The 17,637-nt window shown below is 34.3% G+C and carries 21 protein-coding genes and 1 tRNA gene; 14 read left to right on the forward strand and 8 right to left on the reverse strand.

The window, feature by feature from the left end; all coding sequences use genetic code 11:
- Positions 1–83: 83 nt before the first annotated feature.
- Positions 84–2,507 carry a BamA/TamA family outer membrane protein gene (locus R2Q59_RS09885; RefSeq protein WP_316785381.1) on the reverse strand — a complete coding sequence of 808 codons (2,424 nt, stop codon included), beginning with the start codon at positions 2,505–2,507 and terminating at the stop codon, positions 84–86.
- On the opposite strand from R2Q59_RS09885, the gene R2Q59_RS09890 reads away from it, so the two are divergent.
- From R2Q59_RS09890 to R2Q59_RS09900, 3 genes are all read left to right on the forward strand, one after another.
- Complete coding sequence (locus R2Q59_RS09890) at positions 2,498–3,244, forward strand: RNA methyltransferase (RefSeq protein ID WP_316785382.1); 747 nt, start codon at positions 2,498–2,500, stop codon at positions 3,242–3,244. The two genes, R2Q59_RS09885 and R2Q59_RS09890, sit on opposite strands and share 10 nt — an antisense overlap.
- Before the next feature lie 70 nt (positions 3,245–3,314).
- A tRNA-Cys gene (locus R2Q59_RS09895) sits at positions 3,315–3,386 on the forward strand.
- Positions 3,387–3,424: 38 nt separating this feature from the next.
- Positions 3,425–3,604: a spore protein gene (locus tag R2Q59_RS09900; RefSeq protein ID WP_131554409.1), complete on the forward strand. Its 180-nt coding sequence runs from the start codon at positions 3,425–3,427 to the stop codon at positions 3,602–3,604.
- Between the two features lie 180 nt (positions 3,605–3,784).
- Here R2Q59_RS09900 and R2Q59_RS09905 read toward each other — a convergent pair whose 3' ends face one another.
- Positions 3,785–4,105, reverse strand: a complete 321-nt coding sequence (locus R2Q59_RS09905; RefSeq protein WP_316785383.1) for a DUF6686 family protein — start codon at positions 4,103–4,105, stop codon at positions 3,785–3,787.
- A gap of 114 nt (positions 4,106–4,219) precedes the next feature.
- On the opposite strand from R2Q59_RS09905, the gene R2Q59_RS09910 reads away from it, so the two are divergent.
- From R2Q59_RS09910 to R2Q59_RS09940, 7 genes are all read left to right on the forward strand, one after another.
- Entirely contained in the window at positions 4,220–4,777 is a 558-nt protein-coding gene (locus R2Q59_RS09910) for a YdeI/OmpD-associated family protein (protein WP_316768367.1), read from the forward strand.
- A 66-nt stretch (positions 4,778–4,843) separates the two neighbouring features.
- Positions 4,844–5,281, forward strand: coding sequence for an SRPBCC domain-containing protein (locus R2Q59_RS09915; RefSeq protein WP_316785384.1), 438 nt, complete (start codon positions 4,844–4,846; stop codon positions 5,279–5,281).
- 268 nt (positions 5,282–5,549) lie between these two features.
- On the forward strand, positions 5,550–5,933 hold the full coding sequence (locus tag R2Q59_RS09920; protein WP_316785385.1) for an STAS/SEC14 domain-containing protein: 384 nt from the start codon (positions 5,550–5,552) through the stop codon (positions 5,931–5,933).
- Position 5,934: 1 nt separating this feature from the next.
- On the forward strand, positions 5,935–6,234 hold the full coding sequence (locus R2Q59_RS09925; protein ID WP_316785386.1) for a hypothetical protein: 300 nt from the start codon (positions 5,935–5,937) through the stop codon (positions 6,232–6,234).
- The gene (locus tag R2Q59_RS09930) at positions 6,206–6,571 is read left to right on the forward strand and encodes an iron chaperone (protein ID WP_316785387.1); all 366 of its coding nucleotides are present in this window, start codon (positions 6,206–6,208) and stop codon (positions 6,569–6,571) included. Before R2Q59_RS09925 ends, R2Q59_RS09930 begins: the two co-directional genes overlap by 29 nt.
- Positions 6,572–6,973, forward strand: a complete 402-nt coding sequence (locus tag R2Q59_RS09935; RefSeq protein WP_316785388.1) for a GNAT family N-acetyltransferase — start codon at positions 6,572–6,574, stop codon at positions 6,971–6,973. It begins immediately after the preceding gene.
- 75 nt (positions 6,974–7,048) lie between these two features.
- Complete coding sequence (locus tag R2Q59_RS09940) at positions 7,049–7,645, forward strand: hypothetical protein (RefSeq protein WP_316785389.1); 597 nt, start codon at positions 7,049–7,051, stop codon at positions 7,643–7,645.
- Between the two features lie 23 nt (positions 7,646–7,668).
- Here R2Q59_RS09940 and R2Q59_RS09945 read toward each other — a convergent pair whose 3' ends face one another.
- From R2Q59_RS09945 to R2Q59_RS09955, 3 genes are all read right to left on the reverse strand, one after another.
- Entirely contained in the window at positions 7,669–8,700 is a 1,032-nt protein-coding gene (locus tag R2Q59_RS09945; protein WP_316785390.1) for a quinone-dependent dihydroorotate dehydrogenase, read from the reverse strand.
- Positions 8,701–8,880: 180 nt separating this feature from the next.
- A complete protein-coding gene (locus R2Q59_RS09950; protein WP_316785391.1) occupies positions 8,881–9,531 on the reverse strand; it encodes an NAD(P)-dependent oxidoreductase in 651 nt (216 codons plus the stop codon).
- 109 nt (positions 9,532–9,640) lie between these two features.
- Entirely contained in the window at positions 9,641–10,051 is a 411-nt protein-coding gene (locus R2Q59_RS09955) for an Rrf2 family transcriptional regulator (RefSeq protein ID WP_316768382.1), read from the reverse strand.
- Between the two features lie 303 nt (positions 10,052–10,354).
- On the opposite strand from R2Q59_RS09955, the gene R2Q59_RS09960 reads away from it, so the two are divergent.
- Both R2Q59_RS09960 and R2Q59_RS09965 read left to right on the forward strand, forming a co-directional pair.
- Positions 10,355–12,265: an ABC-F family ATP-binding cassette domain-containing protein gene (locus tag R2Q59_RS09960; RefSeq protein WP_316785392.1), complete on the forward strand. Its 1,911-nt coding sequence runs from the start codon at positions 10,355–10,357 to the stop codon at positions 12,263–12,265.
- Positions 12,265–13,518 carry a DUF5103 domain-containing protein gene (locus tag R2Q59_RS09965; protein WP_316785393.1) on the forward strand — a complete coding sequence of 418 codons (1,254 nt, stop codon included), beginning with the start codon at positions 12,265–12,267 and terminating at the stop codon, positions 13,516–13,518. Before R2Q59_RS09960 ends, R2Q59_RS09965 begins: the two co-directional genes overlap by 1 nt.
- 239 nt (positions 13,519–13,757) lie before the next feature.
- On the opposite strand, the gene R2Q59_RS09970 is transcribed toward R2Q59_RS09965, so the two are convergent.
- Positions 13,758–15,233 (reverse strand): alpha-amylase, encoded by a 1,476-nt coding sequence (locus R2Q59_RS09970; RefSeq protein ID WP_316785394.1) that lies wholly within the window; start codon positions 15,231–15,233, stop codon positions 13,758–13,760.
- A 431-nt stretch (positions 15,234–15,664) separates the two neighbouring features.
- Here R2Q59_RS09970 and R2Q59_RS09975 point away from each other — a divergent pair, with 431 nt between their 5' ends.
- Entirely contained in the window at positions 15,665–16,186 is a 522-nt protein-coding gene (locus R2Q59_RS09975) for an acyl-CoA thioesterase (RefSeq protein WP_316768389.1), read from the forward strand.
- Positions 16,187–16,228: 42 nt separating this feature from the next.
- Here the strand turns inward: R2Q59_RS09975 and R2Q59_RS09980 are convergent, their stop codons facing one another.
- Both R2Q59_RS09980 and R2Q59_RS09985 read right to left on the reverse strand, forming a co-directional pair.
- The gene (locus R2Q59_RS09980; RefSeq protein ID WP_316768391.1) at positions 16,229–16,735 is read right to left on the reverse strand and encodes a hypothetical protein; all 507 of its coding nucleotides are present in this window, start codon (positions 16,733–16,735) and stop codon (positions 16,229–16,231) included.
- Complete coding sequence (locus R2Q59_RS09985; protein WP_316785395.1) at positions 16,735–17,139, reverse strand: EVE domain-containing protein; 405 nt, start codon at positions 17,137–17,139, stop codon at positions 16,735–16,737. The genes R2Q59_RS09980 and R2Q59_RS09985 overlap by 1 nt, the downstream gene beginning before the upstream one ends.
- 74 nt (positions 17,140–17,213) lie before the next feature.
- Between R2Q59_RS09985 and R2Q59_RS09990 the strand changes: the two genes are divergently transcribed.
- Positions 17,214–17,606, forward strand: a complete 393-nt coding sequence (locus R2Q59_RS09990) for a hypothetical protein (protein WP_316785396.1) — start codon at positions 17,214–17,216, stop codon at positions 17,604–17,606.
- Positions 17,607–17,637: the final 31 nt, after the last annotated feature.

A 17,637-nucleotide genomic window follows, 5' to 3' on the forward strand; every position in this document is an offset into this window, starting at 1 on the left:
AATTGCTTTTCGGAAAATTATTATCTTGAATATCGCCAAGAAACCGTTTAGGCCAATCGTAAATCAAAACCTTAAATCGTCAATTAAAATGGCATTCCTATACCAAAATTGTATTGCATAAAACGATATCTATCTGGAGAATGGTCTGCCAAATAGTTAGCTTTAAACTCTTTTGCTCCATTAAAGTATTTTCCAATAACCCATTGCTCTGAACCAGCAAATTGAGGGTCTTTCAGTTTTAAGCCTAAATCGAACCTAAACACAAAAAACTGAACATCATATCTGAAACCAAAACCTGTTCCTATGGCAATTTGCTGTCCCAATCGTTTAAAATCGAAGTAAGTTTCTGGTTTCGGGTTGTTAGGAGAAATATTCCACACGTTACCCGCATCAAGGAAGGTAGCGCCCCTAAGTTTGCCGCCAAACAATTTATTAACTAACATGAATCGATATTCTAAATTGGTTTCAATTCGCATTTGCCCCAATTGGTCGATGCCGTAAGATGCCTTTCTTGCAGCCTCACTTTTAATAACAGCCCTATTGTAGTTACCAGGACCTAATGTTCTAGCTTGCCAAGCACGAACACCGTTCGAACCACCGGCATAAAATAATTTCTCAAACGGCACAGAAATAGAGTTTCCATAGGCATAACCAACCCCACCATTTAATCTTGCAACAAACTGGCTTTCTGCACCTAAACTTTTATACCAACGCACATCTACCTCAGGCCTTACATACTGGTTAAACGGTAAGCCAAAAATAGTACCATAATCGCCATTTTGAGGGTCGTGTTTATCTCCCGCCAAGCTAGATATCGCTCCTAATAAATTACCAGCAATATCTATGTTTCCTCTAAAATAAACGAAGGTTCTGTTTTGTAATAATTTATCGGCGTTTAGCGAATAGGCATACTTCATTCCCAAAGTAAAATCCTTACGAGCGAGTAATTGAATATTATAAGAACTGTTCCTTAAAATTTCTTCGTTTACCAAGTAATTTTTATTTGTTTTATCATTGGTATCAATTAATACACTACCAAAACGATACTCAAAATTTAATGGAGTAAATGAGTGAAGTTTAGATTTTGTTTCCACCCAATCATAAGTTACAGAGTTGATAAAAATACGACGGATGGTAATATCTTTTTGTAATGCATACAAATAACTAGTTGAAAACGTTGTGTAGGGCATTCCATTTTTACCCATCATAGGGATAGCAAAAGGAATCATCAACCTTGGCACCGTTAAACCCGCACTTACCGAAAAATCTCTCTGATAAATGTTTTTGAAGATAGGAACACCCTTTTCATTGAGCATTTGCAAACCGCCCTTTATTTGAAACTGAAATCGCTCTGCTCCTCTTAAAAAATTATTGTCTGTATAGGTATTACTTACGTTAAAGCCTAATGTACCACTGTTAAACGGAACCTCTATTTCCATTCTATCGCTTCTTCTTTTTTGAGGAATTAAAAAAATAACTGGGTCAATTTTTGCCGTACTATCCTTAGCCTTTGTGTAATCTATCTTAACGTTTTTGAAAACGTTCAACTCATAAAGCCTGTCATAGGTTAAAACCTCTTTTCTGATATCATAAGTTTCTCCTTCTCTAATGAAATCATAACGAACAATTGGGTTTCTTCTAAATCTTTTCGAAAGGTCTGTAAATTTTATGCCTCTAAAAGCTTTTTTATTTTTTAATGAATCTGAAAGTTTATCTAAATCAGTAAACCCTTCAGAATTTTCGGCAATAAGAATATTTGTTTCGCCTATACTATAAGTCTTGTGTTTAGTACCATCAAGTGGATTTTCGATAATTAACTTTACCCCCACCTTACTGTTATTTTGATTTGAATCTGGACTATAAGTAATATACTGACGGACAAAATCATAGTATCCATTTTGACGCATCAGCTGATAGATTTGTTCCCTTTCGTAGGTTAAAGAATCTGCATCATATTGTTTGCCAACCCGTAAATGAGTAAAGGACTCTTTGTTCGACAGGTAAAGGTTTTTAATTGTAGTATCTGGAATTTGATAAGTAATTCCATTTATAAAAAATGGCGGACCAGGTTTAGCCACAAACCTCAACTTTGCTTTTTTATCTTTTACTTCGATTTCAGATTTTACTTTTGCCATAAAGAAACCCTTACTTTTTAAGTATTTCTCTATTTGGTTACGCGAAATCTCAACCAAGGCACTATCTAAAATTGGAGGCGGATCGCCAAGAGGCTTGATGTTGCTGGTTTTATATTTCCCATTTTTAGTGTTGAAAATATTGTAAATACCCACATTTAAACCTAAAATCGAAGGACGAATGTCTTTTTGGATATAATTATAGGCATTCTCTTCATAAGCTTTATCAATGCTATCAATTTTAACCTTCTTAACTATAGATTGATAGTCTTCAATATATTTTGTTGAAGAACATCCTGCCACAAAAACAAGAATAAATAGTAATATTGTAAGAATTTGTACCTGCTGCTTAAAGTTGCTATTGTATGCTTTCAAAATCTCAAATCAGTTTTATAAAATCGCTACATCAAAAGAAGTACCGTAAAGAAAGTGGCATATTTATTATTGAAGGTATAAAATCTATAACAGAATTCATAAATTCAAGTTATCAGTTAAATAGCATCTATTACACCCCCGCCTACGCTACGCTATTGCCAAAAAACCTCACAAATATAAAGTTATTTGAAGTAAACAACGCCGAATTAGAGAAGATTAGTACTTTGCAAACCCCGCAAGGAATTTTAGCCTTGGTTCATATCCCTGCTAAACAAGAATTAGACCTTAATAGTTTGAAGAATTCTTTTTCTTTAGTGCTGGATGATGTACAAGACCCTGGGAATTTTGGAACTATTATTCGCACTGCGGATTGGTTTGGACTAAAAAACGTGATTTGCTCTGAAAACACAGTTGAGGCCTATAACCCTAAAACTGTGCAATCTACCATGGGTTCTTTATGCAGGATTAATGTAAGTTATACCGACCTCAATTCATTTTTATCAAAAATTAAACTACCGATATTTGGAGCTTTATTAAATGGAAATAATATTTATGAAACAAATTGGGGTAATGAAGGATTAATTTTATTAGGGAATGAAGGACATGGAATTAGCGATTTACTTTTAGAAAAAATTACTACTCCAGTTACTATTCCTAGGTTTGGCAAGGCCGAATCATTAAATGTTGCCGTATCTGCCGCCATATTTTGTAGTGAATTGAGTAGAAATAAGAAATAAATTGAAATAAAAAGCAATCAGCTTTGCATACTAACTTATAATTGTTATTTTTGCAACCTTGAATTTAAAAGGTCGAGTGGCCGAGAGGCTTAGGCTCAGCTCTGCAAAAGCTGCTACAGCGGTTCGAATCCGCTCTCGACCTCAGATTAACAATAATTAAAAGAAATAAAGCTTATTATCATGGCAGTAACAAGATTAAAAAGAAAAGATAGATACAATAAAAATGTTTCTCGTTTAGAAGTTAAAACTTTAAAATTAGCTACTAACTTAGAATTGGGAAGCCGTTCTAAACAATCTAAAACAGACCAATTAGCTAAAAACAATGCAATTTTAGCTCAATTAGTTGCAGCTAACGGATAGTTAGATTTTTTCTTTAAAAGATTAAAAAAGCATCTCAAATTTATTTTTGGGATGCTTTTTTGTGCGTTAGGGTTTTTTTCATTGGTATCATTGGTTCATTGGTCAATATTCGATAGCTTATGGCTAATAGCTAAATACCAATTACTAACATGAAGGCTATGGTATTATAAAACCATTAACCTATTCATGAACCAATTTATAAATGCTTTGCATATAAATGGCTTCATTTATTACATTAGAAAAGTTTGCTAGTTCTTGCCTGGTGAACATTAAACAAATATCGTTGCAAGGTGTTGAAAGAATAACCACTTCACTACCATCTGGCGCATATTCTAAATAGCTATCAAAATCGATTTTGTCTGTAATTTTGGCAAATTCAGTAAATTGGTCAAAGCTAAATCTCATTAACATACCTGTTTTCCAAATATTTACCGTTCTGCAATTAATACATTGTGTTACGGAAACACCTTGTTTTTGAGCAATAATTGTTCTTTTACACATACGCTATGTTTTAAAATACAAATATCATATTATTTAGAATTAATCCAAATAAAAACAACGGTATTTTTATAAATCATATTATTGCCATTGTTCTCTAAAATTTATCTTTATTAAATGGAAGCTCAATTCTTCGAAAACCCATTATTATTTAGGAAATGGTTAGCAAAAAATCATCAAACCAAAACTGAGTTATTAGTAGGTTTTTATAAAATTGGAAGTGGAACACCAAGTATGTCATGGCCCCAATCTGTTGATGAAGCACTTTGTTTTGGGTGGATTGATGGGATTAGGAAATCTATTGATGATAAAAGTTATACCATCCGTTTTACTCCACGAAAGTCAACAAGTATTTGGAGTGCCGTTAACATTAAGAAAATGGATGAGTTAACTAAAAAAGGCTTAATGCAACCTGCAGGCTTAGCTGCTTTTCAGCATCGAAAAGAAGATAAATCAAGGGTTTATATTCACGAAAATGAAGCCAAAATACTAAGTGCAGATTTTGAGAAAAAATTTAGAACCAATAAAAAGGCTTGGGATTTTTTCTCTACACAAGCTCCATCCTATCAAAAATTAATCATAGGTTGGATAATGGGTGCCAAACAAGAAGCCACGCAACTTTCACGACTAGAAAAAGCAATTGCTGAAAGTGAACTCCAAAAAAGAATGAGATAAATTGATTAACCAAAAACAATTCAAAACATTTTATACTTTAAATTAGATTAACCTAAAATCGTTATTATGAAAAACGAAAATGTTGTAGTTGAAAGAACATACAATGCTCCAATTGATAAAGTTTGGAGTGCCATTACAAATGTTGACGAAATGAAAAATTGGTATTTCCAATTAGAAGATTTTAAACCTAAAGTTGGTTTTAAGTTTGATTTTATTGGCGGACCAGAAGACGGCATACAATACCTCCACCTATGTGAGGTTACAGAGGTTGTAGAAGGAAGAAAAATAAGTTACAGTTGGCGTTATGACAATTATCCAGGCAATTCATTTGTTACTTGGGAATTGTTTGACAAGGGCGAACAAACGTTATTACAACTTACACATACTGGTTTGGAGACACTTGCAGAAGGCGGGCCTGATTTTGCAAAAGCTAACTTCTTGGCAGGTTGGACTTATTTTGTGCATACTGCCTTAAAAGGTTATTTAGAGCCTGAAGAAGCTTAACATAAGCTATGGAGCGTGTGCTATTTGATGGATGATTTGGGCTTCGTCATTCCCTCGCAGGAGGGAATCGTAATGCGGCATGATGGAGAGAAGAATTAATAAATAACATTACAGTCGCATTACGATGTCCTCCCGATAGTTATCGGGACAAGCTGAGCATGACGAACGTAAAGAGACAAAAACGCCAAAGCAAAATGATATCACGACCGGTGATATCCCATTTTAGTTTTTATGGTTATCTTTTTATATTTGATAGCATTGAGACGATATGGATTTAAAAGATAAACACATCATTAAGGGTGAAATAGCTGATTATTATTTGGAAGATGGAATTTTAGTTTCGCTTTCTAAAAATCCTAGGCGAACTGTTGACAGCATTAAAAAGAATGTGGCTTTGGTTAAGGAGATTACCAACAATAAGCCTATACCTTTGCTAATTTATCTTTCAAATTCTCCAGTCCCAGATAAGGAAACAAGGGAATTTTCTACAACTCAATTGCCCATTATTTATACTGCCATGGCGATGGTTTCCAAACCTGGTCTATCAAAATTTATAATGAATATTTTGTTCAGCCTAAAAAAGCCACTTATACCTATGAAGAGCTTTACGGACGACAAAAAAGCAAAAGAATGGTTAAAACAATATTTGTAAAATGGTAATTAAAAAGTTTATATCTGTTATTTTAACAATTGCTTTAATCACAATAGACCTTTTTATCTACATCATTTTGGGAGTTGGATTAATGTCTTATGAAGATACTTACACACCATCTAAAGGAGAATACTATAGTTGGGCAAGTATGTCAGACTTTGATAAGGCCCTAGTTATTGGTTTTAATATTTGGAATATCGTAAATGTGATTGCCATTTTATATATTGGTTACTTCGTTTACAAAAAGGTAAGGTCAGAAAAAATGCAGGCTTATGGAAACAACCAAAATAACCACCGTTGATGAGTATATAGCTGGTTTTCCACCTCAAACAAGAGAGTACTTAAACCAGATTAGAGAAGCAATACAGCTAGCTATACCCGAGGCTGAAGAATCAATAAGCTATGCAATGCCAGCCTTTAAACTAAAAGGAAAACCCTTAGTTTATTTTGCTGGATATAAAGGTCATATTGGTTTTTACGCAACCCCAACTGGCCATAAAGCATTCGAAAAAGATTTGTCTGTTTACAAACAAGGCAAAGGCTCTGTTCAATTTCCATTAGATAAACCAATGCCTTTAGATTTGATAGCTAGGATTACGAAGTTTAGAGCGGAAGAAACGCTGAAAAAATTGAAATAAATGTTGGAAATTAACTATAAGACAGACATTGTACCTGCTACCGCTCAAATAATAGAGTTGTACGAAGCTTCCGGTTTACCTAGACCAACTCACGATACAGAAAGAATAGCAGCAATGTATAAAAATTCTGACCTTATCGTTACAGCTTGGGATGGTGAAAATTTAGTGGGAGTTTCCAGAACAATTACCGATTGGGTATGGTCTAGTTATTTGGCAGACTTAGCCGTAAATCCTAATTATAAACAATCTGGAATTGGCAAAAAATTAATCGAAATAACTAGGGAAAAGGTAGGAGAACAGTCGATGGTTTTATTGCTTTCTGTTCCAACAGCGATGGAGTATTATCCGAAAGTGGGTTTTAAAAAAGAAGACAGGGGATTTTTAATTGAAAGAAGTAAATAACCGACAATATTTTTTTTGAAAAGCTGAGAATAATCGTTTGATATACTAAATTAGGTAAAAATTAACTCAGCTCTAATGATTGTTTACGGAACCTCAACTACTAAAATTGGAACAGAAACTCTTGCCGACAAATGCTTAAACTGCGGCAACCAATTTACTATCCAATTAAATGTTTTTCAACGATATGTACACCTTTTTTGGATACCATTTCTTCCCGCTGGAAAAATTGGCATTACGCAATGTACACATTGCCATGAGGTTTTAGAGCAAAGTAATTTTACTTACAGTATAACCGAAACTTACAAGAATGCTAAATCAAATTCGAAAACTCCAATTTGGATTTTTTCTGGCGTACTAGTTGTAGCAATTATCATTGCTGCTGGTTTTATCTATAATAAGCAAGACGAAGCAAAAAATGCAAAAATCATATTATCTCCACAAAAAAATGATGTTTATGAAATCAGATTACCTAATCAAAGTTACACACTTTATAAAGTTGACAAGGTTGTTGGAGACAGCGTATTTATAATGCCGAATAAATTTGAAACAAATCAGATAAGCGGATTATCCGACCTAGAAGAAAAAGGTTATAGTGAAGAGGTATTCTCCTTAGTTAAAAACGACTTGAAAATTATGCTTGAAAAAGGTGAAATAATGGATATTAACAGGTAATAGAGAACTATAACCGATTCAAATCACTTAACTAATTCCTTACAAATCCTTTTTACCAAACCTGGCCCTTCGTAAATAAAGCCTGTGTACAATTGCACTAAAGCTGCTCCGGCTTCAATTTTATCTTTGGCATCTTGCGGAGAGTGAATACCTCCTACTCCAATAATTGGAAAGGATTTATTAGATTTTTCTGATAAGTAACGAATAACTTCAGTGGAGCGTTGAGTTAAGGGTTTGCCACTTAAACCACCCATTTCACTTTTTACTTTTTCTTCAGTATAAAGTCCGTTTCTGTCTATTGTAGTATTGGTTGCAATAACGCCAGCTATACCAGTCTCTTGAACAATTTCTACAATATCATCTAATTGCTCATTAGTTAAATCTGGAGCAATTTTTAAAAGTATTGGACGAGAAATATCGTTTTTTAGATTGCGTTGTTGCAAAGTATTTAGCAATTCCTTTAATGGCTCCTTTTCTTGTAAAGCTCTTAATCCAGGTGTATTTGGCGAGCTAACATTTACCACAAAGTAATCTACAACATCAAATAAACGGTCAAAACATTTAATGTAATCGCTGGTTGCATCTTCATTTGGTGTGTTTTTATTTTTACCGATATTACCACCAACCACAATACTTGGGTCTTTATCTTTTAACAATCTCAGGCGTTCTGCCATTACGTCAACGCCTTTGTTATTAAAGCCCATTCTGTTAATGATTGCACTATCATCTTGCAACCTAAACATTCTAGGTTTATCATTACCAGGTTGCGGTAAAGGTGTTACGGTACCAACTTCAATAAAACCAAAACCAAGATTGCTTAAAGCTTCAACATATTCTCCATTTTTATCAAACCCTGCAGCTAAACCAACTGGATTTTTAAATTTGATGCCAAAAACTTCTCTTTCTAAACCCTTGACGTTAATATCGTAACTACTACGAAGAATGGTTTTACCTAACGGGAAATAATCGTGAAACCATTTTAAGCGTTTTACCACAAAGTGATGCACATTTTCTGGATCGAACTTAAAAAAAATAGGTTTGATGAGGCGGTACATATTGCGAAGATAAGTAAAGTGAGGTAAGATGTAAAATGGAAGATGGAAAAGGCTGCAAATTTAGAATCAATATTGTTGAATTGTTCTATTGTTGAATTGCTATATTGTTTTGCAAAATCGCAATACTCACTAATTACATTTCAACCCCATCTTCCATCTTACATCATCCATTTTCCATCCCTAATATGCCGCTGTAAACTGCTCTTGGTGATGTGTATTATTTTCTAATTCATCAGCTATTACAATAGCTAAATCCTCTACAGATAAAATAGAACGGCCTTCTTCATTAAATACAGGGCTAGTTTTACCTAAGCGATATTTACCAGTACGACCAATAGTAATACCTGGGTGCATTTCTATCGCTGGACTAAAAAACAACCAATCTAATTCCTTTTCTTGTTTAAGTACATTAAAATAATCCCTTACTGCTGATGCTCCAGGATAAATTTCTGCAGGAAATTGTGGACCATCAACCAGTTGGTTACCATCAATTTGCAAAGTCCCTGCCCCACCAATAAAAATAAAACGTTTAACGCCAGATAGTTTCACAGCTTCCTGAATTGCTGTTGCTCCCGTTATGGTATCGTTGTATAGATTTGGGTTTGTCCAACCAGCATTAAATGCACTAACTACAGCATCAGCACCTTTTAATGCTTCCGCTAATTGAACTGTATCTAAAACATCAACAGCTAATTTGGTTAACTTTTCATCATTGCTTTCAATTTTATCTAAGTTACGGGCAATGGCTATTACTTCATTTCCACGACTTAATAATTCATTTAAAATGGCTGTTCCTACAAATCCTGTGGCGCCTAAAATTGCTACTTTCATTTTTTTTAGTATTGCGATAAGCGTATTGCGTAATGAGACAAATTTCACTTATCAAGGTTAATATATGTTAATTGTAATTATTTTTATTACAGTTTAGGTCAAAAAATTTTTAATCGAACTTTTTACTGAAGTCTGCCAAGCTTTGTTTGCTCAACTGTTCAATCAGTATTAATTCTGTGTCATTGTATAAACTATTTAAATGTTCATTAATGTCTTTTCCAACGGGACACTTCGGATTTGGTGTATTTTTTTGGTGGCCTAGAAATGACGCCTGCCTAACACTTTTATAAACTTCTCCCAACGTGATGTCATTTGAAGACATAGCTAATGATGAACCTCCATTTTTACCTTCCTTGCTTTGAACAAATCCGTAGTTACGAAGATTTATCAGTTCCTTTCTCACCAGAACAGGATTGATATTTATACTACCAGCTAAATATTCCGAAGACAATAATTCGCCATTAGCCTTATCAAGCAAAGTTAAAATATGCAAAGCGATGGCAAATCTTCCGTTATTCATTCTGTAATTATTTTTATTACAGTACAAAGGTATAAACAAAATTTGTATTTACAAATTTTGTTGGAAGATGGTAAATGTAAAATGGAAGATGTGTGAGTCCATTTTACATCTTCCACCTTACATTTTACATACTTAATAGCTGCAAAAGCCGTTGTTAAATAAACCTGATTGCAGCGAAAATACCCCGATTCTTTTTCGGGGATTGTAGCGAAAAGCAGGACCAATTTTGCCATTAATTACTGCCTTCTGTTTTCAAAAAATAGACTTGAAAACAGGCTTAAAAAACCGTATTTTTGCAGCGAAATGATTTCTATAAACGACTTAACCTTCCTAATTGGCTCTAGAGCCTTATACGACGAAGCAAACTGGCACATTAAACCAGGCGACAGAGTTGGACTAATCGGCGCTAATGGTACCGGCAAGTCTACTTTACTAAAAATTATTGTTGGCGAATATGCTCCATCTTCTGGTAGTATTTCGATGGCAAAAGATTTAAAAATTGGCTATTTGAACCAAGATTTACTTTCTTACGAGTCTCATCATACCATTTTGCACGTAGCAATGGAGGCTTTTGAACGCCAAAATCAGTTACATGATGAAATTGAAGAGCTTTTAAAACAAATTGAAACTGATTATAGTGAGGATGTTTTATACAAACTGAGCGATAAACAACAAGAATTTGAAGCTTTAGACGGTTATAATATCGAATACCGTGCAAACGAGATTTTAGCAGGTTTAGGTTTTAGTACAGAAGACCAACACCGTCCGTTAAACACCTTCTCTGGAGGTTGGAGAATGCGTGTAATGTTGGCTAAAATTCTTTTACAAACTCCAGACATCTTGTTACTGGATGAGCCTACCAACCACATGGATTTACCTTCAATTAAATGGTTGGAAAATTATTTAGGAGGTTTTGAAGGTGCAATTGTAATTGTTTCTCACGATAGGTATTTCTTAGATAAAATTGTTAGAAAAACAGTTGAATCTAGAAAAGGAAAATTGACTGTTTATGCAGGGAATTATTCATTTTATGTAGAAGAGAAATCTTTGCGTGGTGAAATCCAAAAGGGAGAATTTAAAAACCAGCAAGCTAAAATTAAGCAAGAAGAAAAGTTAATTGAGCGTTTTAAAGCTAAAGCAAGTAAAGCTAAAATGGCTCAATCGAGAATGAAAGCTTTGGATAAAATGGAGCGTGTGGAGGATGTTGATGATGATAACCCGACTGTAAACTTTAGTTTTAAATTCTCTAAACCAAGTGGCAGACACGTCATTAAAGTTGATAATGTTACCAAAGCATATCCAAACATCGAGATTTTAGAAGATGCTGATGGGTTGATTGAAAAAGGTGATAAAATCGCTTTAATTGGTGCGAACGGTAAAGGAAAATCTACTTTGTTAAGAATGATTGCTGGAGCTGAAGGATTTACTGGAAAAATTGAAACTGGACATAATGTAACCACCACTTTCTTTGCACAGCACCAATTAGAATCATTGCATTTAGAAAATACAATTTTAGAAGAATTACAAGCATTTGCGCCTAAACATACAGATACAGAATTACGTTCTATTTTAGGATGTTTCTTATTTACAGGCGATGATGTTTTCAAAAAAATCAAAGTATTATCTGGAGGTGAAAAATCTAGGGTTGCTTTAGCGAAATCGTTAACTACAGATTCGAACTTTTTAATTCTGGATGAGCCAACGAATCACTTGGATATTCAATCAGTGAATATCTTAATTCAGGCTTTACAACAATACGAAGGAACATTTATCTCTGTTTCTCACGATAGGTATTTCTTGGATAATGTTGCCAACAAAATCTGGTTTATTGAGGAAGAAAAAATCAAGGAATATCCTGGAACTTATGCTGAATATGAAGAATGGAACAGCAAAAGGGTAATCCCTACACCAAAACCAATTCCTGTTAAGCCAACTACTGAAGAGAAGAAAAAGCCAACTGAGCCAGCTCCTGCTAATGCACAGCAACAATTAAAAAAATTAAACGATAAATTGAAAAGAACTGAAGAAGAAATTGCAGCTTTTGAATTGAGCGTTAAATTGGTTGAAGCAGAATTAGCAAGGGAAGAAGTATTTTCTAATCCACATAAATTAGAAGAAGCCAACCAAAGATATTTAGCAGAAAAAGCTTTATTAGACCATGCTCAAAAAACTTGGGAAGAATTGGCTTCTGAGATTATGGAGCTAGAGGCTTAATGAAAAAATTAGGATTGATACTCTTTCTTGTTGCGTTTTTCTTAAACGCAAATGCACAAATAGTGTATGACAATAAAGTGTATCAGCCTTATATTAAAACTGTTGAGTGCTACAATACTAAAAAAGAACAATCATTTCCTATCATCATTTTACGTGGTAGTGAAACCATCACATTTGCTTTTGATGATTTAAAAGGTGGCAATAAAAATTACAATTACACCATTGAACATTGTACTTACGACTGGAAACCTTCTCGAATTAACAAATTAGATTACCTAGAAGGATTAAGTGAGGATATTATCTTTAACTATAAATTCTCTTTTAATACACTTCAAAAATTTACACATTATTCGCTGGTTTTCCCGAACGACCAGATTAAACCAAAAATTTCTGGCAACTATTTATTAAAGGTCTACGAGAATAATAACCCTGACAAACTAATAGTAACACAACGTTTTTATGTGGTAAATAACACAGTTGGTATTGGTGCAGAGTTTTTACCAAGTAGCTCTGTAGAATATAGATTTAGCAAACAGAAAGTAAATTTCTCGATAACATCCCAAATGTTAATTCAAAATCCTTCTACGGAGATTAAAGCGGTGGTAATGCAGAATGGGATTCCAGAAACAGCTATTACCAATACCAAGCCTACTTTTGTTAGGCAAAACACGTTGATTTACAACGAGATTAATGCCAATGAATTTTGGGCTGGCAATGAGTTTAGGAAATTCGATTTCAGGAATTTCAGGTTTAAGGCAGAACACGTTCAAGATTTTTATAGAGATACCGCGAATCACATTGTTCTATTTACAGATTTACCGAACGGAACTGCAAAATACAGCACTCAATTTGATGAGAATGGGAATTTCTTTATCCGCAATCAAGATGGTAGAGATAACATTACGGATAGCGATTACGCTAATATTTTATTTACTTTAAATGCTACGCCACCAACGCCAAAAGGTAATGCTTATGTTGTTGGCCGCTTTAATAATTACATTTTAAACGAAGAAAACAAGTTAAGCTACGAACCAAGCAGAAAGCGTTTTTATGGTAACTTAAAGCTAAAACAAGGCTTGTACGACTTCAAATATGTTTGGGTAGATGAAAATGGAAACTTTAATGATAAAGTTTTCGAAGGTTCGTTTTTCGAAACGGATAACAGTTATCAAATATTAGTTTATTATCGCAAACTTGGTGGCAGGTGGGACGAATTGGTTGGGTTTAGTAGCGTTAATTCGGTGAAAAGGTAATTAGTTCATTTGTGTCATTGGTCCACTAGTATCATTGGTTCATTGGTATCATTAGTTCATTAGTCGGGGTACATATAGAGCAAAGTTTAACCACAACAAATTCTACTTGCAATTATTTAAGGCTTCGTGAACTTTAACATATGAACTAATACTGAACTACTTCATCCCCAATGAACGAGTGAACTAATGAACTAATTTAATAAACTATCCCATCCCCAATGAACGAGTGAACAAATGAACTAATCAACTTTCAAAACCCAAACCGAAACACTTCCTGCTTCGCAGAAAAATTCTCCCCAACCATCTTCATCAATGGTTACCTCTTCATTTCGTTTCCCTAAAATATCGACAAATATTTTCCCAGTAAGATGATTTCCAATTTCCATTTTCTTAAAACCTTCGTCACCATTACTCATTAAAACAGCGATACCAGAGTTTGGATGTTCCTCATCTCCCGCCCTAGTCCAGCCGATGCAATTATTATGGTCTAAAAAATCTCTTTGTTCCCCGTAAGCCAAATTCTCTCTAACTTTTAAAAGCTGAGGCAATTCTGGCAAACCAATCAATTCCACCTGATGCCCATCATCTTCATATTCGGCGCCATAAACATCAGTATAAAAAACACAAGGAATACCAGCTTCACGTAGCAAAATCATACTGTAAGCCAATGGCCTAAACCAAAACTCTATAAATGACTCTAATGCCTGCATCGGCTGCGAATCGTGATTATCTACAAAAGTAACTGCCAATAAAGGATTACGATGGGCTAATGTATTCTCAAAAATGCAATTCAAATCATATTCTTTGCCCGCTTTAGAGGCCAAATAAAAATTGTGATGTAACAACGAATCGAAAAGCTGCGTTCTTCCACCAGTTATCTCTATGTACTTTTCTAACTCTTCAACACTTTCAATGTTCCAGTTTTCAGAAACTATGAAAAAATCTTTATCGCACTCAACCTTCATCCAATCTATCCATTCTATTAAAAATTCTGCTGGAATATGTTTAACAGCATCTAGCCTGAAACCGTCTAAATTACAAGTTTCATGATACCATTTACCCCATCTTTTCAATTCTTCCCTAACAGCCGGATTTCGAAAATCAATATCATTAAACATTAAATAATCATAGTTGCCCAATTCGCTAGACGGCACCTCTTCCCAACCTTCGCCATATTCATTTTGTATGGCATATATGGCCGATTCTTTACTGTCTTCGGCATAATCTACCCCACTAAAACACTTATGGTCCCAAATAAATTCAGAATGAGCACCTTTTCTACCTGGAAAAGTAAATTTGGTCCAAGCTTCTATTTCTATTTCTTCAGAAATAAACTCATTTCTGTCATCTTCATTTACTTTTCTAACTTTAATTTTTTCTATCTCATCACCACCTGCTTTATGATTAAAAATTGTATCAGCTATTACATTTAAGCCATTTTTATGCAGTTCATTAATGGCATTAATGTATTCTTCCTTTTTTCCATATTTGGTAGCAACGCTATTTTTTTGGTTGAATTCGCCTAAATCAAATAAGTCATAAGTATCATACCCTATAGAATAACCTCCATTGCTACCTTTATAGGCTGGCGGAAACCAAACACCAGTAAAACCCATTGATGCTAAGTTTGCAGCTTCTTTTTTTGCCTTGGTCCATAAATTATCTGATTCATTGTAATACCAATGAAAATATTGGATGAGCGTTTGATTTTGCATAGTAAATTTTAGATTTCGATGCGTTTATAACGGTAATTTAGGGTTAATGTTTGAGTTTATTTCAAATTAAACATTAAGAAATTAAGAAGTACTAAACCTTCATCTTCTTCACTACTTAATGTTTCCTATCATTTGAAAAGCAAAACCTATTTTTCATTGGTAAATTCTGTCCCGCTCTCGTTTCAAGCGAAAAGCTTTCCACTAAATCGGGTTTAGTTAATTTCTGTTCTGCAACTATGAGGGGTTTAATAGCACAGTCTGTTAATAAATAGCCCTGATTGAGAGCGATAGCTCTTGAGCTGAAAGCGAAAAGACTAAAGCCGAAAGCAGGACTTACGTTAAAAAAAGTACTGGCATTGCGCTTCAAAAAACTATAATTTATACAATTAATGTACAAACACCTATCTATTTTCTGTATTTTCGCCCCCAATATGAGCACAAAATCTAAAAGTCCAAAAAACTCTTTCACCATAATGAACGAGTTGGTATTACCTAACGACACCAACACGTTAAACAATTTAATGGGCGGCCGTTTATTACATTGGATGGATATTGCAGCAGCAATTTCTGCTCAGAAACATTGCAATAGAATTGTAGTTACAGCATCTGTAGATAATGTATCTTTTAAACAGCCTATTAAATTAGGTGATGTAATTACCATAGAGGCCAAGGTTACACGTTCATTTCACACCTCCGTAGAAGTTCGTTTAGATGTTTGGGCAGAAAATATTCCTTCTGGCACTAGGGCCAAAAGTAACGAGGCTTATTATACTTTTGTTGCAGTAGACCAAAGTGGGAGAACAATTCCAGTACCTGAGCTTTTACCAGAAACTGAAGACGAAAAGGAACTATTCCACGGAGCTTTACGTCGCAGGCAATTGCGCTTAATTTTAGCTGGCAAAATGGAACCTAATGATGCTAGTGAACTTAAAGCCTTGTTTTTTAAGGATTAATACCACGAATGATTGCTTAGTCCACAATATTATAATCAGCAATTAATTAATATGATGGGAGACTACGGTGTTGATATATTTATCTAGGTTTTTATATCCAGCCTTATATTTTTCATAATTCTCATTTACTTTGAGAATATATTTGGTGTTGGAAATTTCTGCAATTATACCAACAATTACACCTATACCTGCACCGCCAGCAGTTAATGCAGCAGTTAATTTGAGTAAATCATCGCCATTTTGACTGTCTTCGCTTTCTAGCGACATTAATAAAAGGCCTATACCTAAACCTCCTACGGCGCCCCCGCCTGTGGCTTCGCCAACCGTTAAACCACGTTTTCTAATTTTTAATCTCGTAATTTCACTCGGTCTAAAAGTGAGGTAATTTCCTTTATAATCTTCCACACCAATACCCTCAGCAGAAACTTTTTTTAACACCCCTCTAACAGTCTGGTATTTTTTTGAAACCACCTTAATTTCAAAATCACTTGTTTGACCTTTCACTGAAATACAGAAAAAGCAAAGTAGAATAAAAACGAGCAGTTTCATTAGCTAGCCATTTCTAATATTTTATCAAATTCAGTTGCTTTTAATGGCATAACAGACAAGCGACCTTGTTTTACCAATGAAATATCTTTTAAGCTTTCTTCAGCTTTAATTTGCTCTAAAGTTACTGGATTCTTTAAGGTCTGGAATGGTATTAAATCTACAACTACCCAGTTTTTATCATCAGTTGTTGGGTCTTGATAGGCTTCTTTAACAACCTTCGCAATTCCTACTACATTTTTGCCTTCATTGCTATGATAAAACAGCACTAAGTCGCCTTCTTTCATTTCCCTTAGGTTGTTACGAGCTTGATAATTGCGAACACCATCCCAAAAGGTACGACCGTCTTTATTAAATTTTTCCCAACTGTATTTAAAAGGTTCACTTTTTACCAACCAATGTTTCATATTATAATTTATAAAGTCCGAATTTACAATTTATGCAGTAAATAAATTAATTTAGGACACAAAATAAAGTCTAAATGAAAAAAGCAGCTCTCCTTTTATTTATCGTGTTCGCATCGGCAAAGTTACAAGCTCAAACCCTAGATTGTTCGAAATTTAAGGAAGGCATTTTTACGATGGAGTATGAAGGAACCCCAATCACCATAAAAAGATTTGGAAATACACAAGGTGAGTATCTGGGCAAGGCTAAAGTTCCCACCATGACGTTTGAAATTAAATGGCTTGACGATTGTACTTACACCTTAGCACACGATGCCAAAACGCACAAAAAATTTCCTAAGATTCCAGATAACGCGATGATAACTGTAAAAATCACAAAAATTGTTGGCGAAACTTATTACTACACTAGTACTTCTAATTTTTCCGAACAAGTGCTTACATCAAAAATTACCAAAACCGATTTGTATTAATCAAGCATAAAAAAGCGCCCCGACTTACATC

It is taken from the genome of Pedobacter frigiditerrae (assembly GCF_032678705.1).
GTDB classification, from domain to species: domain Bacteria; phylum Bacteroidota; class Bacteroidia; order Sphingobacteriales; family Sphingobacteriaceae; genus Pedobacter; species Pedobacter frigiditerrae_A.